This window comes from Nocardia sp. GP40 (assembly GCF_050434125.1).
Lineage (GTDB): Bacteria > Actinomycetota > Actinomycetes > Mycobacteriales > Mycobacteriaceae > Nocardia > Nocardia albiluteola.
Genome location: NZ_JBNPVW010000003.1, coordinates 54,839 through 77,083, shown reverse-complemented (window position 1 = coordinate 77,083; position 22,245 = coordinate 54,839). Strand labels below are relative to the sequence as shown.

General features: G+C 69.2%; 19 protein-coding genes. 6 read left to right on the top strand and 13 right to left on the bottom strand.

Features of this window, described 5'->3' with window-relative positions; all coding sequences use genetic code 11:
• Positions 1-105 precede the first annotated feature (105 nt).
• Complete coding sequence (locus ABH933_RS09470) at positions 106-2,454, bottom strand: thiamine pyrophosphate-dependent enzyme (RefSeq protein ID WP_429415981.1); 2,349 nt, start codon at positions 2,452-2,454, stop codon at positions 106-108.
• Positions 2,455-2,603: 149 nt separating this feature from the next.
• The gene (locus ABH933_RS09465; RefSeq protein ID WP_429415978.1) at positions 2,604-3,377 is read right to left on the bottom strand and encodes an META domain-containing protein; all 774 of its coding nucleotides are present in this window, start codon (positions 3,375-3,377) and stop codon (positions 2,604-2,606) included.
• Positions 3,378-3,546: 169 nt separating this feature from the next.
• Between ABH933_RS09465 and secG the strand changes: the two genes are divergently transcribed.
• A complete protein-coding gene (gene secG, locus ABH933_RS09460) occupies positions 3,547-3,780 on the top strand; it encodes a preprotein translocase subunit SecG (RefSeq protein WP_215924022.1) in 234 nt (77 codons plus the stop codon).
• A gap of 45 nt (positions 3,781-3,825) precedes the next feature.
• Here the strand turns inward: secG and pnuC are convergent, their stop codons facing one another.
• Complete coding sequence (gene pnuC / locus ABH933_RS09455) at positions 3,826-4,518, bottom strand: nicotinamide riboside transporter PnuC (protein WP_429415974.1); 693 nt, start codon at positions 4,516-4,518, stop codon at positions 3,826-3,828.
• 68 nt (positions 4,519-4,586) lie between these two features.
• Positions 4,587-5,426 (bottom strand): SDR family NAD(P)-dependent oxidoreductase, encoded by an 840-nt coding sequence (locus ABH933_RS09450; RefSeq protein WP_429415971.1) that lies wholly within the window; start codon positions 5,424-5,426, stop codon positions 4,587-4,589.
• Positions 5,427-5,467: 41 nt separating this feature from the next.
• On the opposite strand from ABH933_RS09450, the gene ABH933_RS09445 reads away from it, so the two are divergent.
• Entirely contained in the window at positions 5,468-6,457 is a 990-nt protein-coding gene (locus tag ABH933_RS09445; RefSeq protein ID WP_429415968.1) for an alpha/beta fold hydrolase, read from the top strand.
• A gap of 15 nt (positions 6,458-6,472) precedes the next feature.
• Here ABH933_RS09445 and ABH933_RS09440 read toward each other — a convergent pair whose 3' ends face one another.
• The 6 genes from ABH933_RS09440 to tkt all read right to left on the bottom strand — a co-directional run bounded on the left by ABH933_RS09440 (position 6,473) and on the right by tkt (position 14,351).
• Positions 6,473-7,546, bottom strand: a complete 1,074-nt coding sequence (locus tag ABH933_RS09440; protein ID WP_429415965.1) for an MCE family protein — start codon at positions 7,544-7,546, stop codon at positions 6,473-6,475.
• Positions 7,547-7,744: 198 nt separating this feature from the next.
• Positions 7,745-8,479: a 6-phosphogluconolactonase gene (gene pgl, locus ABH933_RS09435; protein WP_429415962.1), complete on the bottom strand. Its 735-nt coding sequence runs from the start codon at positions 8,477-8,479 to the stop codon at positions 7,745-7,747.
• A gap of 121 nt (positions 8,480-8,600) precedes the next feature.
• Positions 8,601-9,509, bottom strand: a complete 909-nt coding sequence (gene opcA / locus ABH933_RS09430; protein WP_429415959.1) for a glucose-6-phosphate dehydrogenase assembly protein OpcA — start codon at positions 9,507-9,509, stop codon at positions 8,601-8,603.
• Positions 9,506-11,068: a glucose-6-phosphate dehydrogenase gene (gene zwf, locus ABH933_RS09425; protein WP_429415956.1), complete on the bottom strand. Its 1,563-nt coding sequence runs from the start codon at positions 11,066-11,068 to the stop codon at positions 9,506-9,508. The genes opcA and zwf overlap by 4 nt, the downstream gene beginning before the upstream one ends.
• Positions 11,069-11,073: 5 nt before the next feature.
• Positions 11,074-12,201, bottom strand: a complete 1,128-nt coding sequence (tal, locus tag ABH933_RS09420; RefSeq protein WP_429415953.1) for a transaldolase — start codon at positions 12,199-12,201, stop codon at positions 11,074-11,076.
• Between the two features lie 5 nt (positions 12,202-12,206).
• Positions 12,207-14,351: a transketolase gene (gene tkt, locus ABH933_RS09415; RefSeq protein ID WP_429415950.1), complete on the bottom strand. Its 2,145-nt coding sequence runs from the start codon at positions 14,349-14,351 to the stop codon at positions 12,207-12,209.
• Positions 14,352-14,810: 459 nt separating this feature from the next.
• Here tkt and ABH933_RS09410 point away from each other — a divergent pair, with 459 nt between their 5' ends.
• Positions 14,811-15,794 (top strand): heme o synthase, encoded by a 984-nt coding sequence (locus ABH933_RS09410; RefSeq protein WP_429415947.1) that lies wholly within the window; start codon positions 14,811-14,813, stop codon positions 15,792-15,794.
• A 58-nt stretch (positions 15,795-15,852) separates the two neighbouring features.
• On the opposite strand, the gene ABH933_RS09405 is transcribed toward ABH933_RS09410, so the two are convergent.
• Positions 15,853-17,022 carry a hypothetical protein gene (locus ABH933_RS09405; RefSeq protein WP_429415944.1) on the bottom strand — a complete coding sequence of 390 codons (1,170 nt, stop codon included), beginning with the start codon at positions 17,020-17,022 and terminating at the stop codon, positions 15,853-15,855.
• A gap of 193 nt (positions 17,023-17,215) precedes the next feature.
• A complete protein-coding gene (locus ABH933_RS09400; RefSeq protein WP_429415941.1) occupies positions 17,216-18,820 on the bottom strand; it encodes an FAD-dependent monooxygenase in 1,605 nt (534 codons plus the stop codon).
• An 84-nt stretch (positions 18,821-18,904) separates the two neighbouring features.
• Between ABH933_RS09400 and ABH933_RS09395 the strand changes: the two genes are divergently transcribed.
• A complete protein-coding gene (locus tag ABH933_RS09395; protein ID WP_429415938.1) occupies positions 18,905-19,579 on the top strand; it encodes a TetR/AcrR family transcriptional regulator in 675 nt (224 codons plus the stop codon).
• A gap of 29 nt (positions 19,580-19,608) precedes the next feature.
• Here the strand turns inward: ABH933_RS09395 and ABH933_RS09390 are convergent, their stop codons facing one another.
• A complete protein-coding gene (locus tag ABH933_RS09390) occupies positions 19,609-20,574 on the bottom strand; it encodes a quinone oxidoreductase family protein (RefSeq protein WP_429415935.1) in 966 nt (321 codons plus the stop codon).
• Between the two features lie 81 nt (positions 20,575-20,655).
• Here ABH933_RS09390 and ABH933_RS09385 point away from each other — a divergent pair, with 81 nt between their 5' ends.
• On the top strand, positions 20,656-21,000 hold the full coding sequence (locus tag ABH933_RS09385) for a hypothetical protein (protein WP_215924007.1): 345 nt from the start codon (positions 20,656-20,658) through the stop codon (positions 20,998-21,000).
• Positions 21,001-21,348: 348 nt separating this feature from the next.
• Positions 21,349-22,128 carry a transporter substrate-binding domain-containing protein gene (locus ABH933_RS09380; protein ID WP_429415930.1) on the top strand — a complete coding sequence of 260 codons (780 nt, stop codon included), beginning with the start codon at positions 21,349-21,351 and terminating at the stop codon, positions 22,126-22,128.
• Positions 22,129-22,245: the final 117 nt, after the last annotated feature.

The window sequence follows — 22,245 nt, the reverse complement described above, 5'->3', positions numbered from 1 at the left end:
GCGGCGGTCTCGATGGTGTTGTCGTCCAACAGGACCGCGGCTGTGACCGGGCTCGGCGGGACGACGCTGTCCTCGCACGCTACTGCCCCAGTGACCGGTGCGACCTCACATGGCGACGAGTTTGGTGGCGGCGGTCTCGATGGTGTTGTCGTCCAACAGAACTGTCGCCGTGGCCGGGCCCAGGGGGACGAAGCTGTCCTCGCTGGTGACACGTGCGATCGCGCCGGTGAAGCCGCCGTCGAGCAGGGCGGCGCAGACCGGCTCGGAGACACCGCCGGTGCGGCGGGTCTCGTCGGCGATGAGCACGCGGCCGGTGGCACGGGCGTGGCGGAGCAGGTCCTCGACCGGGAGCGGGGCGAGCCAGCGCAGGTCGAGCACCCTGGCGTGAATTCCTCGCTCGGACAGGCGATGTGCGGCGCGCAGGCTCATCGGGACGCCGTTGGCGAAGGTGACGATCGTGAGATCGGTTCCGTCGCCGTAGATTCGGGCGCGGCCGAGGTCGGCTGGTTCGGCGGTGGGGGCCGCGAGCCAGCCCTCGTCGCCGAGGGCATGCAGGTCGCGGGTGTGGTACAGCGCGATCGGCTCGAGGTAGAGGCACACTCGCCCGTCCACCCGGGCGGCGGAGACGCAGGTGCGCAGCATGCCCGCGGCGTCGTCGGCCCGGGCAGGGGAAGCGATCACCACGCCAGGGATATCCCGCACCGCGGCAACGGAATTGTCGTTGTGGAAGTGGCCGCCGAAGCCGCGCTGATAGGCGTACGACGCGATGCGGACCACCATCGGATTGCGGTACTGCCCGTCGGAGAAGAACGGCAGGGTCGCGGCCTCGCCCCGGATCTGATCCAGCGCGTTGTGGACGTAGGCGAGATACTGGATCTCGGGAATCGGCACGAATCCGGCCAGCGCGGCCCCCAGCGCGGTGCCGAGCACGCTCTGCTCGTCGAGCAGCGTATCGAACACCCGCCGCGCCCCGAACGCGCGCTGTAATCCCTTGGTGACCCCGTACACCCCGCCCTTGCGCCCGACGTCCTCACCGAACACCAGCACGTCCCCGTCCCGCTCGAGCAACTGGCCGAGGGTGTGATTGATGGCCTGCCCCAGCGTCATTCGCGGTGCCGCGGCCGAGTCTCGCATCGCTGATTCGACTGCCGACGTGCTCTCGGGTGATTTGTCAGCGGGGACCGCCTCGGCGGCGGGTTGGTCGCCGGATCCCTCGCGGTACGCGGAATTCGGGTCGGTGGGATCCAGGCGGTGGGTGTCGAAGATGCCGGTTCCGGTCGGCGGGGCCGGGTCGGGGAGTGGCCGAGTGCGCAGGGCGTCGGCCCGGATTCGGTCCGGATGGTGCGGCGCGAGGGTGGCGGTGACCGCGGCGGCCGTGGTGAGCTTCGGTTCGCGCTGGACCTGTTCGGCGATCTCGGCGATCTCGGCGGCAACGGCGTCATAGCGGGCGATGACCTCTGGCCCGGTCGCCGCGCCCGCGGCGACCAGAAGGCGGCCGGTGGCGGTCACCGGGTCGCGGCGCAGGTCCTCGTCGATGTCGGCGGCGCGGCGGTAGGCCGATTCCACATCGGATCCGGCGTGGCCCAGCAGGCGGGTCGTGCGCAGCCGCAGGAACGCCGGGAGGCGGTTCTCCCGCACCCAGCGCGCGGCGGCATCGCAGATGCTCAGTGTCTCCAGCAGATCGGTGCCGTCGACCTCGAAATACCGGAGCCCGGGCCGCGATCCGTAAGCCTGCTGGATCCAGTCCGGGGGTGTGCGGACACTGATGCCGATCCCGTTGTCCTCGCAGACGAACAGCACCGGCATCGGCACCTGCTGGTGCGCGGTGTGCACGGCGGTATTGATCGCCCCGGCGGCGGTGGAATGGTTGGCCGAGGCATCCCCGAAGGTGCACAGGATCACCGAATCCGATGGCCAGGCGGTGAATCGGCCCAGTCGGGTGGCCCGGTCCAGCGCGAATGCCAGCCCGACCGCGCGGGGGAGATGGGAGGCGATCGTGGAGGTCTGCGGGATGACGGCGGCGGGCGCGCTGCCGAAAACCTTGTGGCGCCCACCGGATATCGGATCGGTGGCCGCGGCGACCACGCCGAGCAGCACGTCGCGAATCGGATCCAGCCCGGGCACCCGGCGGCAGCGGCGCACGAAGAAGGCACCCGAACGATAGTGCAGCAGTGCGGGATCGGTGGGCGCCAGCACCTCGGCCAGCGCGACATTGCCCTCGTGCCCGGACGATCCGATGCTGTAGTACCCCTGCCCGGCCGCGGTGAGCCGCCGTGCGGCCAGATCCAGATGCCGGCTGGCGACCTGCGCGTCGAACAACTCCAGCACGTCGGCGGCGGAATATCGGCTACCGGGCACCACGGGCTCGGTTGCGGCGCGGGCGGATCCGGGGCGGACGGCGGACACAGCGGCACGGAACCGCCGATCGAGTTCAGCTTCCCGTTCGTTGATCACGTGTCCATGCTGCCTCTCACCTCGGCGCAGGGTGGGCGTTTCGCAGTGAGCTCGAGCGTGCCCAGAGTCTCCCGGCGTTCTGGTTCGAGGTTTGCGCGGGCGGTTGTATCCGGGTGCGCTCGATCCGCGTGGCTGAGCGCGGCTGCGGCTCACTCCGCCCGCAATACGAGTCCGGTGTTGTTCGACGAATTACGGATGGTGAGGGTGTCGGAATCGACCGTGGCCTCGGTCGCGCCGTTCAGGGCCTCGAGGACTTGCCGTTCGACGTCCATGACGTCCGGCGCGCACACCATCCGGGTCGTGCCCAGTTGGAATGTCACCTGGGAACCGTCGATCTGGGCGGTGCCGGTCATCCGGTTGCAGCCCGCGCTGCCGAAGACCTGGCCGTCGGGGGCGATCGTGAGAGTCGGGAGCACGGTCTCGAGGGTCGGTGAGCGGACCTGGCCTCTCGGGCGCAGCAGGGTCGTCACCACCCAGGTGGTGCGGGTGAGCGGGAGATCCGGCCGTAGGACCTGCTTGTCCGTCAGCGTCACTGTGGTGCCGTTGCCCGAGAGGGTCAGGGTGCTGCCGCTGAGCTTCCAGGTCGGTGCGGATTGCAGCAGCCCGGTCTGCCAGGCGTCCGCGCCGGACTTGGCGCCTGCGCAGGCCATCATCGTGCTCGCCATTCCCGACACCCGGAGCACGGAGCCGTCGAACGAGACGGGGCCGGTGCTGGTGTTGCAGCCGGAATCGGCGGATACCCGCCCGTCGGCGAAGGTGAGCGTGAGCGGCCCGCCGCCGGGAATCCGGGTGCCGGTGACGGCGGTGGAGATGTAGGTGTGTCCCATCGGCGTCGGCCCGGGCCACGTCGGCGCCCGGCCGGAGCAGGCGGCTGCCAGTCCGGCGGCGACCAGTACGGGGACCAATCGCAGCAGTGCGGGCATGCGAGCGATGGTACCGGTGCTCATCGGTGCGGCCGGGTAGCCGAGCCCGGGCGATTTCGGCCCCGTCGAGGGGATCCCGACCGGTGGACCGCGGGCCGCCGCCCGGGTGGCGGACGCGCACGATCACCTGATGCGAGCTTCGCGCCGGGTAACGCATAAACTATCGGACATGCGCATGTTCCTGGATATCCTCCTGGTGATCACCAGCCTGCTGCTGGTGCTGCTGGTGCTGTTGCACCGGGCGAAGGGCGGAGGCCTGTCCAGCCTGTTCGGCGGCGGCGTGCAGTCCAGCCTGTCCGGATCGACCGTCGTGGAGAAGAACCTCGACCGCATCACCATCTTCACCGGTCTGGTCTGGGTCATCGCGATCCTCGGCATCGGCCTGGAGATCAAGTTCGGCTAGCGGGTCCGCGACACTACGAGGGTTCGCCGTTGGGCGGGCCCTCTCTCACTGTGTACCGGTTGCCGCGAGATCCGGCCGCGGCGTGGAGTCCGCGGCCTTGATGGTCCGGAACCACACGGCGAATCCCCACACCACAAAGCCCGCATAGACGAGGTACAGCGTGGCAGAGGGGTAATAGCCGGCCTTCAGCAACAGCGGCACCCCCACCAGGTCGACCGCGATCCAGATCACCCAGAACTCCGCGAGCCCGCGCGCCATGCCATAGGTTGCCAGCACCGATCCGGTGAAGATCCACGATTCGGACCACGGCCCGTACGAGCCGATCAGGGCGAACAGCTTCGCGAACCCGAGGGTGCCCACCGCCATCGCGACGACCAGCACCCAGCGCTCCCGGGTCGTGGCCCAGCGCGGGACGACGCCGCGATGCTCGAGCCCGGATTCGGCCCGCGCGTGCCGGTACCACCCCCACCAGCCGTACGCGCTGACCGCGATGAACATCAGCTGCCGCCCGGCCTGGCCCGCCATGTTCAGGTGCTGCGGAGTGTGGAAGATCCCCCCGACGAACACGGTGAACAGCAGCGCATTGCCTACGATCCCGATCGGCCACGCCCAGACCCGCCGCCGCATGCCGCCGACCGCGGAGCCGACGCCGAATACATTGCCGATGATCTCGCGCCACAGGATCTGCGAATGCGCGATGGTCAGCTTGGCGTCGAGCAGCGCGAAGACAGGATTCACCTCAGCTGTAACCGTTCGGGTGTCATTTCTCATCCTCGATGCCGCAGCCGGCCCGGCGTAGTCCTGCCTCAGCCCAGTCGGGGTACGCGGCCGTCGATGTCGGTGAAGCCGTAGGCATCGGCGAGATCGCGCACCCGCCAGGCCTTTCCGGTCCGGGCGCGGCGGTCGGGGTCGGTGGCGAGCGCGACGACGGCGCGGCCGGGGAAGCGGGGAGTCTCGGCCTCGTTCAGGTCGAAGGTGCCTTCGCCGGGCAGGGTGATCAGGCGGCGGTCGTCGGCGTCGGGCGGAACCATTTGCAGCAGTTCGGTATTGACGATGCCGGGCCACAGCGAGACCGCGGTGACGCCGGTGTCGGCGAGATCGTGGGCCATATCGGCGGTGAGCCGGTCGACCGCGCACTTCGCGACGCCGTACACGGTGTTGTGGGTGAAGTGTTCCGCGCCGGGGGAGGAGATGCTCACGATCAGGCCACCGGACTCGATCAGTGCGGGAGCGGCGAAAACGCTTGCCACGTAATGGGATCGGACGCCGATGTCGAAACTCTCGTCCCAGGCCTCCGGCGGCACCTCCCAGAACGGGCGGCCGAGCCAGCGCGCGGAGGCCGGTGCGTTGTAGACGTTGTTCACCAGCACATCCAGGCGTCCGTGGTCGGCGCGGATCTGCTCGAACAGGCCCCGCACGGCATCGTCGTCGCGGTGGTCGCACACGTACGGCACCCCGACACCGCCGAGCTCGGCGATCTCCTCGGCGGTCTGCGCGACGGTGCCGGGCAGGCGGCCCGGGCTCGCGGTGCGGCCGGTGATGTACACCGTCGCGCCGGCCGCGCCCAGTTCCAGCGCGATGCCCTTGCCGATGCCCCGGCTGGCGCCGGTGACGACCGCGACCTTGCCGGAAAGTGTTCCGCTCATAGTTTCGGGACACTACCTTGGAATGAGAACATGTTCTAGTAATGGATGGAGACGGCGTGGAGCCAACACATCGGTTCGTGCAGACCAACGGCATCTCGATGCATATCGCCGAGCAGGGCGAGGGGCTTCCCGTGATCTTTTGTCACGGATTCCCGCACGGCTGGTTCGTCTGGCATCGGCAGCTGGCCGTGCTGGCCGCGGCCGGATATCACGCCATCGCCCCCGATCTGCGCGGATACGGCCGCACCGAGGCGCCCGAGGGCGTCGAGGCGCACACCAACCGCGAGGTGATCGCCGACCTGCTGGGCCTGCTCGATGAATTGGGTGCCGAGCGAGCGGTTTTCGTGGGCCTGGACTTCGGAGCGCAGCTGGTGTGGGAGCTGGCACTGCGCGCGCCCGAGCGGGTCGAGGCGGTCTTCGTGCTGAACAATCCGTACGCCCCGCGCCCGCCCAAGGCGCCCTCGGCGTTCTGGACCCGAGCCGCCGAGCGGCATTTCCTGCATTTGTCGTACTTTCAGACGCCCGGGGTGGCGGACGCCGAACTCGCTGCGCGCCCGAGGGAATTCCTGGCCCGCGTCTACTACTCGCTCAGTGGCGACTACCACTACCTGGACACCTGGAAGAACCCGCCGGGCCTGGGCTATCTCGACGTGCTGCCGCAGGCCCCCGAGCTGCCCTGGAAGTGGCTGACCGAGGGTGAATTCGAAATTCTGGCAACGGAATTCGAGCGCACCGGATTCACCGGCGGCCTGAACTGGTATCGGGCCCTGGACCGCAACTGGGAACTGACCGCGGAGCTGCCGACGGTCGTGGAGGTGCCCGCCTACTTCCTGTACGGCGAAAACGACCCGGACATGGAGGGTTTCAGCGGCCGCGACCCACTGGCCACGCTGAGTGCCAACGTCCGCGATCTGCGCGCGGTCGAAAAGGTCGAGGGTGCAGGGCATCTGGTGCAGCTGGAGCGTACGGGCGCGGTGAACGAGTTCCTCCTGACGCATCTGGCCGAGCTCTCGCCGGTCGGCCGGCACTGACCGGTTCGGCGGGACTCAACGCGACAGCCCGAGCAGGGCCGCGGTCAGGCCGAAATCCGGGCCGAGGTCCTGCACGTTTCCGGTGTGGCAACCGCCGGCCCGCATCTGGATGCGCTCGCAGAAGGTGGTGATGATCTCGCCGGAGAAGAACGCACCGAGCACCACGTGCCCGCGGGCATGGCCGCCCGGCCGGTCGACGACACCGTCGAGGTTCTCCAGTAGCAGCGGCAGGACGTCGGTGATCTCGGTGACGCCGGCGGCATTCGCGCGGAGCTGTTCCGCGACGGTGGTCAGTCCGGTCAGCGCCGAGGTGAGGCGGTCGCGGTACTGGTAGAAGGCGGTTCCCGTACCGCTCAGCACCGCCTCGAGTTGGTCGAGGGTGGCCTGCAATCCCGGTGATTGCTCGGCCAGTAATTCGATCATCCGGCTGATCTGATTGCTGAATTCCCGCACCCAGCGGTCGTTTCCGGCCAACGTCCTCGTCAGCTCGTCCAGCGTGACGATGATGTGCGAGATCGCATCCCGGTCGGCGACGCCGGTCCGCAGGGCGCCCGTCAGCGCCGCGAGGGTGTCGTGGATCTGCTTGCCCCGGCCGTCGAGCATCCGGGACAGCAGGTCGGCGTCCAGCGGGCCCGCGGTGCCGCCGGGGCGAGGACGCAATGCGGCGGTGAATTGGTCGATCGTCCTCAGGAGGGTGTCCAGTTCGACGGGGCTGCGGGTCCGGTCCAGCGGAAGGTAGGCATCGGCGGGCAGCTCGGCTCCGCCGGTGTATCGCGGGGTCAGCTCGATGTGCCGGTCGGTCACGATCGAGGGGGAGATCAGTGCGGCGGTGACGTTCTGCGGGAGTTGCACGCCGCCGTCGACGGTGATGTGCACCTCGGCGTAGGTGTCGTGCGGGACGATTCGATCGACGCGGCCCACCCGGATGCCCAGTACGGTCACGGGGTTTCCTTCGAACATGCCTGTGATACTGCGGAATTCGGCCGTGATGTGGGTGGCGCCGGATCGTGACGACATCGAACAGCCGCCCGTCGTCAGCGTGAGGACTCCGAGCAGCAGGAGCGCGCCGACCCGAACCGGATATCTCATCGCCCCGCTCCTCATCCCCGAGACAAAGCACCGAGTTTTGTGTCGATGCTTCACTAGAAGGGTGCCGCCAGGGCAGGGCTTCCCGCAGCGAAAACGGTGAAACCGGCTATCGGAAATCCGCGAGCGCAGAGAGACTCCGGCCCGGCCGCACGTACGCGGCCGGGCCGGAGGAGGGAATATGTGCGGTTTCGGTCCCGGTCAGCGGGGGAGATCGGCGGCGGCGGGCTCGTCCAGCAGCCACGTCGTGGACTCGGTGCCGATCGCGCCAGCCGACGGAATGTCCACGGGCGCCGCGCCATTGAGCGCCGCGGCGACGGCCGCGGCCTTGGCCTCGCCGCCGACGACCAGCACCACGTGCCGGGTGCGGCGCACCGCCGGCAGGGTCAGGGTGATCCGGACCGGCGGAGGCTTGGGCGAATTCGTCACCGCCACCACCAGCTCGTGCTCCTCACGGACCGCATCGGTATGCGGGAACAGCGAATTGATGTGCCCCTCACCGCCCATGCCGAGCAGGTGCAGATCGAACGAGCCGTGCTCGGCGAGGTGGGCGTGCACGGCGGCGGAGTACTCCGCGGCGGCCTCGACCGGGTCCGGGTATTCACCGTCCGAGGCGGCCATCGGATGCACCCGCGACGGATCCAGCGGCACGTGATCCAGCAGCGCCTGGCGGGCCTGCAGGTCGTTGCGGTCGCCGTCGCCCGCCGGAACGAACCGGTCGTCGCCCCAGAACACGTCCAGTCGCGACCAGTCGATGCCCCCGGGTGACTTGCGCACCATCTCCAGCAGCCCGATGCCGGTGCCCCCGCCGGTCAGCACCACCGACGCCGACCCGCGCTCGGACTGCGCCTTCGTCACCACGGCGACGAAGTGCGCCGCCGCCGCGGCCACCAGATCCGCTGTGCCGGAATGCACCTCGACGTTCGGCTGGTTCATGAGTCCCCTTTCGTCCGCTGATTCGGTTGTGCGATGCCGCTTTCGGCGATTCGGCTCGAGGATGCGAAACGGCCTGCGCGGGCACCGATTCGGATTCCGCGCAGGCCGCTTGCGATCGAGCCTATTCGTAGGTCACCTTCGCGATGCCCGCGAGCGCCTCGGCGTAGACGTCGTCCGCGTCCAGGCGGCGCAGCTCCTCGGAGAGGCAGTCGGTGGTTTCGCGGCGGGCCAGGGCGAAGCGCTGATCGGGTTCGCCGGTGCGGGTGAGCGTCGCGGTGCGGCCGGTCTGCGGCCGGGTGATCCCGACCGAGACCGACGGCCGGTGCAGCTCCACCTTCAACTCGCCCGTGCGCCGGACCACCGGACAGCCCAGGCGCGAGGCCAGCCAGCCCGCCAGGATGTCCAGGGCGGGCTCTTCCTGCAGCCCCGAGACCGTCACCGACTGGACCGGCTCGAACGGCGGCTCGTCCAGGGCCGCGGCCAGCAGCGCCCGCCAGTAGGTGACCCGGCTCCAGGCCAGATCCGAATCCCCGGCCGCGTACGACTCGAGCCGCTTCTTGATCGCGGCCTGCGGATCGGGAGCGAAGGTGGCATCGGTGATGCGGCGAATCGCCAAGCGCCCCACCGAATCCTGCGACGGGAACTGCGGGGCACCACGCGGCCACCACGCCACCACGGGCGTATCGGCCAGCAGGAACGGGATCACCATGCTGGACTCGTGATTGACCAGCTCGCCCTGCAGCCGCAGCACGATCACCTCGGCCGCGCCCGCGTCGCCGCCGACGCGGATCTGCGCGTCCAGCTTCGTCTCGGCGAACCGGTCGCCACGCGCCAGCACTATCACCCGGCACGGGTGCTCGCGGCTGGCGTCGTTGGCCGCGGCGATCGCATCTTCGGCCTCGGAGCTGTCCAGCGTGCACACCACCAGCGTGAGGACCCGTCCGACGGTGACCACGCCACTGGACTCGCGCAGCGAGACCAGGCGCTTGTTGACCGCCTGGGTGGTGGTGTCGGGCATATCGACGATCACGGCCGCCGCCATTCCCGCCCGCTGCGCGCGAGCATCTCGTCGGCCGAGGCCGGACCCCAGGTACCGGATTCGTACGGTTCGGGTTTACCGCTGGCGGCCCAGTGCTCGAGCACGGGATCGAGGATGCGCCAGGACAATTCGACCTCCTCGTTGACCGGGAACAGCGACGGCACCCCGAGCAGCATGTCCAGGATCAGCCGCTCGTACGCCTCGGGGGAGGATTCGGTGAACGCCTCGCCGTAGCTGAAATCCATGTTGACGTCGCGGACCTCCATGCTGGACCCGGGCACCTTGGACCCGAATCGCAGCGTGATGCCCTCGTCCGGCTGCACCCGCACCACCAGCGCGTTCTGCCCGAGTTCCTCGGTCATGGTCTGGTCGAACGGCAGATGCGGCGCCCGCTTGAACATCACCGCGATCTCGGTCACCCTGCGGCCCAGGCGTTTTCCGGTGCGCAGGTAGAACGGGACGCCCGCCCAGCGGCGGGTCTCCACGTTGACGGTGATCGCCGCGTACGTCTCGGTGCTGGACTGCGGGTCGAAGCCCTCCTCGTCCAGCAGCCCGACGACGTGCTCGCTGCCCTGCCAGCCCTCGGCGTATTGGCCGCGGGCGGTGGTCTCGTCGAGCGGTTCGACCAGCTTGGCCGCCTGCAGCACCTTGATCTTCTCGATCTGGAGCTGGCGCGGGTTGAAGTTGATCGGATCCTCCATCGCCGTCAGCGCCATGAGCTGCAGCAGATGGTTCTGGATGACGTCGCGCGCGGCGCCGATGCCGTCGTAATAGCCCGCGCGCCCGCCCAATCCGATGTCCTCGGCCATCGTGATCTGGACGTGGTCGACGTAGTTGGAGTTCCAGATCGGCTCGAACATCTCGTTGGCGAAGCGCAGGGCCAACAGGTTCTGGACCGTCTCCTTGCCCAAGTAGTGGTCGATCCGGAAGACCGTCTCCTCCGGGAACACCTCGTTGACCAGGGCGTTGAGCTCCTTGGCGCTGGCCAGATCGTGCCCGAACGGCTTCTCGATCACCACTCGCCGCCAGGGTTTGGGCTTACCCGGGCCCGGATCGGCCGGTTTGGCCAGGCCCGTGCGCGAGAGCTGCTTGAGCACCTGCGGGAAGGCGTTGGGCGGAATCGATAGGTAGAAGGCGTGATTGCCGCCGGTGCCGCGCTCTTTGTCGAGCTGTTTGAGCGTGGCGGCGAGCTGGGAGAAGGCCGCGTCGTCCTCGAAGGTGCCCTGCACGAAGCGGATGCCCTCGGACAGCTGCTCCCAGACCTCCTGGCGGAACGGCGTGCGGGAGTGCTCCTTGACCGCCTCGAGGACGACCTGCGCGAAGTCCTCGTCCTTGTAGTCCCGGCGCGCGAAACCGACCAGCGCGAAACCGGGCGGCAGCAGCCCCCGGTTCGCGAGGTCGTAGATCGCGGGCATGAGCTTCTTGCGCGAGAGATCCCCGGTCACACCGAAGATCACCATGCTGCACGGGCCTGCAATCCGGGGTAGCCGCTTGTCGCGCTCCTCGCGCAGCGGATTCACCGGGACGGCCGCTGTCTCGTCTCCGGCCATATCGGTTACTTGCCCCCGGTGAGTTCGGCCGTGGTAGCGGTGAGCAGTTCTTCCCAGGACTTCTCGAACTTGTCCACGCCCTCGCGCTCGAGCACGTCGAAGACGTCGCTCAGATCGATGCCGACGGCGGTGAGCTGGTCGAACACCCCTTGGGCGGCCGCGCCCGTGCCGGAGACCTTGTCGCCCTCGAGGGGGCCGTGGTCGGCGAAGGCCTGCATGGTCTTCTCCGGCAGCGTGTTCACCGTGTTGGGAGCGACGAGCTCGGTGATGTACATGGTGTCCGGGTAGTCGGGATTCTTCACACCGGTGGAGGCCCACAGCGGACGCTGCTTGGTCGCGCCGCCGGAGGCGGCCAGGCGCGCGAACGTGGAGGTGTGCTGGCCGTCGTCGAAGACGTCCTGGTATGCGACGTAGGCCAGGCGGGCGTTGGCGATGCCGGCCTTGCCGCGCAGCTCCAGGGCCTCGGGGGTGCCGATGGCCTCGAGCCGCTTGTCGATCTCGGTGTCCACGCGGGAGACGAAGAACGAAGCGACCGAATGGATTCGGGCCAGATCGTGCCCGGCGATCTTCGCGTTGCGCAGACCGTCCAGGTAGGCGCCCATCACCGCGCGGTAGCGCTCGACCGAGAAGATCAGCGTCACGTTCACGCTGATGCCCTCGGAGATGACCTTGGTGATGGCGGGCAGGCCCGCCTCGGTCGCTGGGATCTTGATCAGCAGGTTCGGCCGGTCGACGATCTTCCACAGCTCGATCGCCTGCGCGACCGTCTTGTCGGTGTCGAAGGCGAAGCGCGGGTCGACCTCGATGGAGACCCGGCCGTCGACGCCGCCGGTGCGTTCGAACGTCTCGGTGAAGATGTCGCAGGCCGAGCGGACGTCGTCGGTGGTGATGGTGCGGATCGCCGAGTCGACGTCCGCGCCGCGCGCGGCGAGCTCCTTGATCTGCTCGTCATACGCGGTGCCCTTGCTCAGGGCGCCCTGGAAGATCGTCGGGTTGGTGGTCACGCCGACCACGCTGCGGGTGGCGATCAGGTCGGCGAGGTTGCCGGACCGGATGCGGTCCCGCGACAGATCGTCGAGCCATACCGACACTCCCGCCGCGGACAGTGCCGCGAGGTTTTCGTTCTGTGCCATAACGCTTATCCCTTCACCTTGTCGAGTGAACGCTGGGCGGCCTCGACCACGGCGTCGGCGGTGAAGCCGAACTCGCGGAACAGGGTCTTGTAGTCGGCCGAGGCACCGAAGTGCTCGATCGACACGTTCTCGCCGTCCGCACCGGTGAACCGGTGCCACGGCATCGCTATTCCGGCCTCGACGGTGACGCGGGCCCGGACGGCGGGCGGCAGGACCTCGTCCCGGTAGGCCTTGTCCTGTGCGTCGAACCACTCGACACACGGCATGGACACCACCCGGGTACCGATGCCCTGCGCCTCCAGCCTAGTGCGCGCCTCGACCGCGAGCTGCAGTTCCGAACCGGTCGCGATCAGGATTACCTGCGGTGTGCCGGTGGAGGATTCGGCCAGCGCGTAGCCGCCGCGGCGCACGCCCTCGTAGCTGGTCCCCTCGAGCACCGGCAGGTCCTGACGGGTCAGCGCCAGCGCCGACGGGCCGTCGGTGTGCACGGTATCGGCGGGCTTGAAGTGCGAATGCCGTTCGGCGCTACCGAGTTCCAGGACCGTGCGCCAGGCGTGCGCGGTCTCGTTGGCGTCGCCGGGACGCACCACGTTCAGGCCGGGGATGGCGCGCAGCGCGGCCAGGTGCTCGATCGGCTGGTGGGTGGGGCCGTCCTCGCCGAGGCCGATGGAGTCGTGCGTCCACACGTAGGTGGCCGGGATCCGCATCAGCGCGGCCAGGCGCACCGCGGGGCGCATGTAGTCGGAGAACACCAGGAAGGTACCGCCGTACGGGCGGGTTGGGCCGTGCAAGGCGATGCCGTTGAGGATCGAGCCCATCGCGTGCTCGCGGACACCGAAGTGCAGGGTGCGGCCGTACGGGTCGGTCTTCCACACGCCGGTGCTGATCGCGGTGGGGCCGAAGCTGAGTACGTCGGGCATCGTGGTGTTGTTCGATTCGGCCAGATCGGCCGAGCCGCCCCACAATTCGGGCAGCACGGGGGCCAGCTGCGCCAGCACCTTGCCCGAGGCCTTACGGGTCGAGGTGCCCTTGGGATCGGCGCCCCAGGTCGGCAGGCCGGTCTCCCAGCCCTCGGGCAGCGTGCGCTCCTGCAGGCGATCGAACAGGGCCTTGTTCTCCGGGTTGGCCTTGGCCCACGCGTCGAACTGGTCCTGCCAGGCCGCGCGCGCTGCCTTGGCGCGATCGGCGGAGTTGGTGCGGGTGTGGGCGATGACCTCGGCGGCGACGTCGAAGGACTTGTCCGGATCGAAGCCCAGGACCTTCTTCGTGGCCGCGACCTCGTCCGCGCCCAGGGCCGCGCCGTGCGCCGCGCCGGAGTTCATCTTCTTCGGGGCCGGGTAGCCGATGATGGTGCGCAGCTGGATGAACGACGGCTTGTCGGTGACCGCCTTGGCGGCCTCGATCGCGGCCTCGATGGCGGTGACGTTCTCCCCGCCCTCGACCTCCTGCACGTGCCAGCCGTAGGCGCGGTAGCGCGCCGCGGTGTCCTCGCCCAGGGCGATGCGGGTGTCGTCCTCGATGGAGATCTTGTTGTCGTCGTAGATGACGATCAGGTTGCCCAGCTCCTGGGTGCCCGCCAGCGAGGAGGCCTCGGAGGTCACGCCCTCCTCGATGTCGCCGTCGGAGGCGATGACGTAGACGAAGTGGTCGAACGGGCTCGCGCCGGTCGCGGCGGCCGGATCGAACAGGCCCCGCTCGCGCCGCGCGGCCATCGCCATGCCGACCGCGGCGGCCAGGCCCTGGCCGAGCGGCCCGGTGGTGATCTCCACGCCCTCGGTGTGCCGGTATTCCGGGTGGCCCGGGGTCAGCGATCCCCAGGTGCGCAACGCCTCGAGATCGGTGAGCTCGAGGCCGAAGCCGGCCAGGTACAGCTGGATGTACAGGGTGAGGCTGGAATGCCCGCACGACAGCACGAACCGGTCGCGGCCGACCCACGTCGGATCGGTCGGATCCAGGCGCATGATGCGCTGGTAGAGCGTGTACGCCAGCGGCGCCAGGCTCATCGCCGTGCCGGGATGGCCATTGCCGACCTTCTGCACAGCGTCCGCGGCGAGCACGCGGACGGTGTCGACCGCCTTGGTGTCCAATTCGGTCCAGTCGGCCGGATGGTTCGGCTGGGTGAGGGCGCGGATGTCGTCTGTGACTGACACGACCGGAATTCTCCTGACCTTCGTCAACTTCAGGGGCGGATTGGGCTGTTGCCCACCACCCTAGAGGCCCGGCCCCGGTCGTGACGACAGAACCCTGCCGGACCGGGGCGTGTCACTGTTTCGTCACGGTCGTATTCGCGCTGTCCGATACCGTCCGGGCGAGCCGAGGGTGTCGTTTGCGCACGTGGCGGCGCGGCCGCGCGCCGGGGCCGCGGCCCGGCGCGATCGGCAGGGGGCCCTGACGCCGGTTGGCGGCGCCGGGCCGGGTGAGGGCGAGACTGTGGCTGCGACAGGGGCGGATTCGCGGCAGGGGGTGCGGAAGCACTCCCGGCCAGGGTCTACCATCGTCTGTAGTAGTCGGCGCTGCCGCCGGAGGAGTGCCCTGGTCGAAGGGGTTCCGCCGAGCTGGCGCGCCGAAGTTCCGTAACCGGATCGATGCACCACCTGCGAGGAGAAACAGTGCGGATTGGGCAACACCCGGGTGGCGCGCATGGCTCCTCCTCGACGGTGCTGGCGGACCGTGTCACCGGCACCGGACCACTCTCGGCGCTGACCCGGCGGGTGCTGGCCTACATCGCGCTGACCAAGCCGCGCGTGATCGAACTGCTGCTGGTGGCCACGATCCCCACCATGCTGCTGGCCGACCGCGGCCACGTCGAGATCCGGCTGATCCTGGCCACCCTGTTCGGCGGCTGGATGGGTGCGGCCAGCGCGAACACCTTGAACTGTGTGGCGGATGCCGACATCGACAAGGTGATGAAGCGGACCTCGAAGCGGCCCCTGGCCCGCGAGGCCGTGCCGACGCGCAATGCCTTCGTCTTCGGTGTGACCCTGGGCGTCGGATCCTTCGCGTGGCTGTGGTGGCAGGCGAATCTGCTGTCCGGTCTGCTGGTGGTCGCGACCATCCTGTTCTACGTCTTCGTCTACACGATGGGGCTCAAGCGCCGCACCTCGCAGAACGTCGTGTGGGGCGGCGCGGCCGGCTGCATGCCGGTGCTGGTCGGCTGGTCCGCGGTGACGGGCACCATCGGCTGGCCCGCGATCGTGCTGTTCCTGGTGATCTTCTTCTGGACACCGCCGCACACCTGGGCGCTTGCCATGCGGTACAAGGAGGACTACCGCGCGGCCGGGGTGCCGATGCTGCCCGTGGTGGCCACCGAGCGCGCGGTGACCAAGCAGATCGTCATCTACACCTGGCTCACGGTGCTGGCCACGCTGGCGCTGATTCCGGCCACGGGCGTCATCTACGGCGCTGTCGCGCTGGTGGCGGGCGCGTGGTTCCTGCTGATGGCGCATCAGCTGTACGCCGGTGTGCGGCGTGGGGAGTCGGTGAAGCCGCTGCGGTTGTTCCTGCAGTCGAACAACTATCTGGCCGTCGTATTCTGCGGTCTGGCAGTGGATTCGGTGCTGGGCTGGCACACGATCGGACACATGTTCTTCTGAGGGTCAACGCATCAGGGCCGAGCGGTGGAATTCCGCTCGGCCCTTTTGGTGACGCTGTTCAGCTGCCCGGGCAGGGCTGCAGGGGGAAGCAGGCCGGGCCGTTGGTGTCGGTCGGGATGGTGCGTTCGGGGGCGGTGGTGAACGACGGTGGTGTGGTGAGGGTCGTCTGGGACGATCCCGGCGCCGGGGTGGTGCGTTTGCCGCCTCCGCCGCCGGTGCACATGGCCGCCACGGCCAGCACGACCACCAGGAAGCCGAGCACGATCAGCGGTGCGATGCTGCGATTGCGGCGGGGTGGGCGCTCGGCCTTGGGGGGGCGTGGATCGAACGGCACCGAATACGGTTGCGGCGTGGGCTGATACGACGGCGCCGTCCCGGATTCGGGTGCCCCGGCGGGGGATTGGGCCCGAGCCGCGGCGAATTCGCGCGGGGGAGTGACCGGCGGTGGTGCGGCGGCGAATTCGCGTGGCGGAGCGGACCGCGGCCGCGGTGGCGTGGGACGCGGCGCGCTCCGCGGCGGTGCCGGCTCGGGCTCGGGGACCGGCAGCGCCGCGGCCCGCTGCGCCGCGACGGGTTCCGGTGCCGCGGCGCGTTTCGCGCTGGGAGTCCCGAAGCCCTCGGCGACGAGATCGGAATAGGTTGCCGCCGCTGCGAATCCGAGCATGCCCAGGGCCTGGCCGACCTGCGCGGCATCCCAGGAATCGGGCCCGCCGGCGCCGGATTCGTCGCCCGCGATCCGGGTGAAATAGGCGCGCAACGACGAGGGCCCATCGCCCACCACCACGTCGATTCCCGGTGGCAGCGGGCCTTTCTCCAGCGCGATCCGGGTGCCCAGCTGCGGGATGATCAGCACGATGCCCATCACCGCGACCGATTCGCGCCCGGGCGCGGAGCGCAGTTCGCGCTCGAGTTCGCTCGTGCGGTAGTGGATCTCGTCCATCGGCTCGGTGCCTTCGTCCACGTCCTCGAGCGGGGCCAGGGCGCCGTCGATGGTCCAGGGCTCGGTGTCCGAACACCGCAGGGTGCCGTTGACCCGCTCGGTGAAGCCCTTCACCACGACCACCACGCAGGTCTTCGGCGTCCACACGATGACGTCGGCCGCGCGCGACCGCACGAGCGCGATACCGCCGAGCGCATGCGACCCGGTCCACGACTTGAGCCAGTTCACCACCGTCCGCTCGGTACTGGACAGCCGTGACGGGTCGTCACCACGGACCTTCACCAACATCGCTATCAACCCCTACCCGATGTCCTCATCTTCCGACCGCGCACTCGGTCGCCCGAACACCGTAGAGCGTACGGGCACCGGAGCGGCCAGGCTTGCGCGCCAGCAGAAAGGATCCAAGATCGAGACCGTCCGGGCCACACCGGGATTCATCCAGCGATGTAGGTCGGACGTCCGTCCGGGGACGCGGGATGTGTCAGCGATCGCTGCGCCAGGCCAGATAACCGTCCGGGCGGATCAGGATCCGGGTGCCGGGAACGGCGTCGTAAGCGGTGAACGCGAGGTTGTCGACGGCGAGCAACTGGTCGTCGCGGGGGTCGGTGTCGGGCGTGGTCAGCGAGAACTCCCTGATGGTGGAGCCCGCTGTGAGCGTCGTCGGAAGGTCGTCCGCCGCGACGGTGGTGTCGGCGGGTGCGGTCCGGACCGTAATGCCGTTGGCTGGTGTGGTCGTGCGTGTGGTGGTGTCGGCGGGTGCGGCCGCGCCTGCGGTGCCGTCCGCCGCAGTGGTCCCGCCCGTGATGCCGTCGGCTGGAGTGGTCGAGGTCGTGGCGGGCTGGAAGTGCAGCAAGGTGAAGTATGGGCCCGCGAGTAGCTGGAAGAGGCGGATCGATGTGCCGTCGGAGCGGCGCAGGGGAGCGTCCGGCGCGCGGTCGCCCGCGACGAGGGCGCCGGACGCGCCGGGGGCGCGATAGGTGACCGAAAGCTGATGGGTCTCCTCGCCGCGATGCAGCGCGTCCGGTTCGCCCGACACGTGCTTGTCGAGCAGGTCCGAGCTCAGGCCCAGGACCCGCGCGGCGACCGCGCGGCGTTCGGGCTCGTAGGTATCCAGCGCCTCGGGAGTGCCCGCGAGCGCGGCGGCCAGCTTCCAGCCCAGGTTGTAGGCGTCCGCGATGCCCGTGTTCATGCCCTGCCCGCCGGTGGGGGGATGGGCGTGCGCGGCGTCGCCCGCCAGGAAGACCCGTCCGTCCCGGAAGCGCTGTGCGAGACGGATATTCGGCCGCCATACCGTGGACCAGACAGGTTCGCCGAGCGCGACGTCGGCGCGCCCGGACAGCCGGTCGAACTGGTCCTGAAGCACCGCGCGGGTGGGTTCGGCATCCTGGGCCAGGGGCGCCGCGAACTGGAACAGCCGCCGTCCGGGCAGCGGGGTCAGCGCGATTCCCGCGCCCGGTTCCCGCGCCGCGGCGAACCAGTAGCCGAACTCGTGGTCGAGCGCGTCGGCCGGGACGTCGCCGAGCAGCATCCGGATCGATTCGTCCGTGCTGCCCTCGAAGGCGATGGCGAGGGTCTTGCGCACCGTGCTGCGACCGCCGTCCGCGCCGACCAGATAGTCCGCGCGCATCGTCTCGGGGCCGCCCGGCCCCGCGAGCACGGCGGCGACCCCCTCGGCATCCTGGGTGAATGTGACCAGGGCCGTGGACAATTCGACCTCGACGCCGAACTCGGCCAGGCGCGAGCGCAGGATCGCCTCGGTATCGGACTGGCCCAGCACCCACGGATTCGCATACGGCACATCCGGAGTCGACTCGCGCAGATCGCTCATCCGCCGCTCGGTGACGAACTCGCCGTCGAGGAACACGCGCATCGGCGCTTGCGGCGATCCGGCCGCGTGCACCGCGTCCAGGACGCTCAGATCCTCGAATATCTCCAGCGTGCGCGGCTGGATGCCGTCTCCCCGAGATCCGGCGAAGAACTCTTCGGCCTGGTCGACGATCCGTACCGTGACGCCACGGCGGGCCAGATCGATGGCGAGGGTCAGGCCCGTCGGCCCGGCTCCGGCGATGAGTACCCGGGGTGACATGGCAACTCCTATGGTGAATCAAAATTCAGTGAATGTAGATTCAGTATTCTGTTGATAGGGTCCGCTGTCAAGGAGGTGGTGTCGATGGCCGCGGGAGGCGTCGCAGGAGCCGGTGGTGCGTCGCGGGACGGTCGCGGGGAAGGGGCCGGCCGCCGGGAACGTGGCGTCCGCAAGGAACGCTCGGCCGAGACCGAACAGGCGCTCAAGAGTGCGGCGCGGCGGTTGTTCGCCGAGCGCGGCTATCTCAACACCAAGATCACCGACATCACCGCGGCGGCCGGGCGTGCGGCCGGATCTTTCTACAATCACTTCGGGAGCAAGGAGGAATTACTCCAGGCCCTGATGAAAGATTTTGCTGCCGAGGGAGATACGGCCGTCGAGGTAGAAGCGCACAATCCCGACTTCACCGATCCGGACGCGGTCCGCTTCCACGTCGAAACCTATTGGCGCTTCGCGCGCGAGCACTGGCCGGTGCTGCGCGCGGTCCAGCAGGCCGCCCTGGTAAACGAGGAATTCGCCCGGCTCGCAGGGCAATTCAGCGCCGAGCAGCGCAACGAGATCGCCGATCACCTCGACGCATTCCCCGCAGCCGGGGTCTCGTTGCCGAGTACCCCGGAGGCCAGCCTGGCAATGATGTTCCTGACCGTGCAGGGTCTACTCGAGGCGCAACAGGACGGCACGGTCGAGCTCGCGGAGGACGAAGCGGTAGCGGGCCTGACCCGCTTCATCTACCGCGGTCTCACCGGCCGTGATTGCTGAAGCCCGTTCTGTGGCAGAGATTTACGGACTCAGGGGATCAGGACGATGGACCCGGTGGTCCTGCGGCCCTCGAGGTCGCGGTGGGCCTGCTGCGCCTCGGCGAGCGGGTAGCGGGCGCCGATCCGGATTTTCAGCGTGCCCGCGGCGATCGCGTTGAAGATATCGCCGGCGCGCCAGAGCAATTCGGCGCGGTCGCGGGTGTAGTGGGCCAACGAGGGGCGGGTGACGAACAGGCCGCCGCCGCGGTTGAGGCGCTGCAGGTCGAAGGGGGGCACCTGGCCGCTGGCGCCGCCGAACAGGGCGAGCATGCCGCGCACGCGCAGGGAGTCGAGGCTGGCGTCGAAGGTGTCCTTGCCGACGCCGTCGTAGACCGCGGCCACGCCGGCGCCGTCGGTCAGCTTGCGCACCTGCAGGGCCAGCTCGGGGTCGTAGCGCAGCACCTCGGCCGCGCCGGCCTCGCGCGAGAGGGCCTCCTTCTCGTCGGTCGAGACCGTGGTGATCACCCGTACCCCGCGGGCGGCCGCGAGCTGGGTCAGGATCATGCCCACGCCGCCCGCGCCGGCGTGCACCAGCACGGATTCGCCGGGTTCGGGCCGGTAGACCGATTCGATCAGGTAATGGGCCGTCATGCCCTGCAGCAGCGCCGAGGCGGCCACGGCCGGATCGACTCCCGCGGGTACCGGAATCGCGGCCGCCGCATCGACGGTGACCTTCTGCGCGTAGCTCCGCGCACCGCCCGCCCAGGCCACCCGGTCGCCGACGCGGAATTCGGTGACCCCGTCGCCGATCGCGGCCACCACGCCGGTGCCCTCGGCGCCGGGGACGTACGGCAACTCCTGCGGGTAGACGCCCGCGCGGATGTACGTATCGATGAAATTCACCCCGATGGCGTCGGTGTCGACCAGCAGCTGACCCGGGCCGGCCTCCGGATCCGGCAGCTCGGTGTAGTGCAGGACCTCGGGACCGCCGTTTTCGGAAACCTGAATCGCATGCATGGGTTCGTTCTACACCGCAGTGGCGCGGTTCATTCCCGGTGGCGCGCGGGAACGGACCTACCGGGCGGTAAACTCGCCGTCATGAGTGCTACTGCGGCCCCCGCGAAGCCGTCGCCCGCCGTGATCGATTCGGTCAAGGAATTCGTCGCCGACCACGGTGGTTCCGCCACCGCGGTGCTGCAGCCGATCGGCCGCGCCGGGGTGCGGATCACCCTGGTCGGCAAGGACGGCATCCTGGGCGACCGCGTCGTCGGCGATATGGCCACGGCGAAGGCGCTGTTCGGCCTCGTGGACGGCCTCACCGAGACCGAGCACTGGGACCGCGAGCTGACCTCCATCGTCACCCCGGCCCCTGGCCACTGGGCCAAGATGGCCGGCTGGGTCGCCCGCCAGACTCGATTCCCCAAGGCGCGCAACGAGCGTTGATCCCGCCGCGCCGAGTAGTCGGCGTTGAAGGGTTCTCGCCGTACGAGATTCCTCGCACCGCCGAACCGGTCGCGCTCGGATTGGTATCTCGAGCGGCTCCCCTGGTCGTACCGGCCCGCGATCGGATCGGCATCGTGAGCGAGGTGTCCGGACCGGTCCCCGGTGACGTCGACGTCTCCGCCCGGCCACGTGGATCCCGGAGCAGACGCGCTGTGCGGCTGCCACTGCGATTCGCAGCGCCGGAGCCGTCCGCGTCCAGGTGACGTATTGTCTCCGTCAAGCCCGGTGAATGCCGGGAGCGCACCTGCACGATACGTGCGCAAATGACGTGAGGCATTGGGAAGTTCTATGCGAGTCCGATATGTTCTTGCCGCCGCCGCGGCCGGTGTTGTATCCCTTGTGCCCGTGACGGTTCCGGCCGGGGCGCAACAGCCCGGCGAGGCGCTGCGGGTGTGCACGACCGGCGATTACGCGCCCTATTCGATCGCCGATGGCCACGGCGGATATCGCGGCATCGACATCGATCTGGCGAACGGCCTGGGCGGGCTGCTGCATCAACCGGTGGAATTCGTGCACACGACCTGGCCGACTCTGGCGGCGGACTTCGGCGCGAAGAACTGCGATATCGCGGTCGGCGGCGTCTCGGAATCGGCGTCGCGGCGGGCGTTCTCGGACTTCTCGATCAACTACGGAACCGACGGCAAGACGCCGATCGTTCGTGCTGCCGACGCGGGCAGGTACGCCACGATCGATCAGATCAACCGGCCCGGCGTGCGGGTCGTCGTGAATCCCGGCGGCACCAACGAGCAGTTCGCGCACGCGCATTTCCCTGCCGCACACCTGATCCTGTGGCCGGACAACACGACGATCGTGGACCAGGTGGCCAACGGTCGCGCCGACGTATTCGTGACCGATTCGGTGGAGGGCCGCTATCGGGTGCGCCAGCATCCGGACCTGCGAGTGTTGCACCCGGACAAGACATTCGACTCCTCGGGCAAAATCTTCCTGCTCCGCAAGAACGATCCGCTGCTGGCCGCGGAGGTCAACGGCTGGCTCGAGTCCCAGCTCGTCACCGACGGCATGAACCGGCTGTTCGACCAGTGGATCGGGCCCAACGCGACCGCCTGAGAGAGGGCTGGCCCCTGAGGTTTCCGCATCGATAGTCCGGATCCGTCCGAGCAGAGGCATGGTCGCCGGGCGGCCGCGACGTCGGCGGCTTGATCTGGCGCCTTGACCGCTAGACTT

Excerpts from the sequence above, each read along its gene's own strand:
- ABH933_RS09465 (WP_429415978.1), bottom strand. The coding sequence starts at position 3,377 with ATGCCCGCACTGCTGCGATTGGTCCCCGTACTGGTCGCCGCCGGACTG.
- ABH933_RS09405 (WP_429415944.1), bottom strand. The coding sequence starts at position 17,022 with ATGTTGGTGAAGGTCCGTGGTGACGACCCGTCACGGCTGTCCAGTACC.
- ABH933_RS09400 (WP_429415941.1), bottom strand. The coding sequence starts at position 18,820 with ATGTCACCCCGGGTACTCATCGCCGGAGCCGGGCCGACGGGCCTGACC.
- ABH933_RS09385 (WP_215924007.1), top strand. The coding sequence starts at position 20,656 with ATGAGTGCTACTGCGGCCCCCGCGAAGCCGTCGCCCGCCGTGATCGAT.
- ABH933_RS09380 (WP_429415930.1), top strand. The coding sequence starts at position 21,349 with ATGCGAGTCCGATATGTTCTTGCCGCCGCCGCGGCCGGTGTTGTATCC.
- tal (WP_429415953.1), bottom strand. The coding sequence starts at position 12,201 with ATGGCACAGAACGAAAACCTCGCGGCACTGTCCGCGGCGGGAGTGTCG.
- zwf (WP_429415956.1), bottom strand. The coding sequence starts at position 11,068 with ATGGCCGGAGACGAGACAGCGGCCGTCCCGGTGAATCCGCTGCGCGAG.
- ABH933_RS09440 (WP_429415965.1), bottom strand. The coding sequence starts at position 7,546 with ATGAGATATCCGGTTCGGGTCGGCGCGCTCCTGCTGCTCGGAGTCCTC.
- secG (WP_215924022.1), top strand. The coding sequence starts at position 3,547 with ATGCGCATGTTCCTGGATATCCTCCTGGTGATCACCAGCCTGCTGCTG.
- ABH933_RS09445 (WP_429415968.1), top strand. The coding sequence starts at position 5,468 with ATGGATGGAGACGGCGTGGAGCCAACACATCGGTTCGTGCAGACCAAC.
- ABH933_RS09395 (WP_429415938.1), top strand. The coding sequence starts at position 18,905 with ATGGCCGCGGGAGGCGTCGCAGGAGCCGGTGGTGCGTCGCGGGACGGT.
- pgl (WP_429415962.1), bottom strand. The coding sequence starts at position 8,479 with ATGAACCAGCCGAACGTCGAGGTGCATTCCGGCACAGCGGATCTGGTG.
- ABH933_RS09390 (WP_429415935.1), bottom strand. The coding sequence starts at position 20,574 with ATGCATGCGATTCAGGTTTCCGAAAACGGCGGTCCCGAGGTCCTGCAC.
- ABH933_RS09450 (WP_429415971.1), bottom strand. The coding sequence starts at position 5,426 with ATGAGCGGAACACTTTCCGGCAAGGTCGCGGTCGTCACCGGCGCCAGC.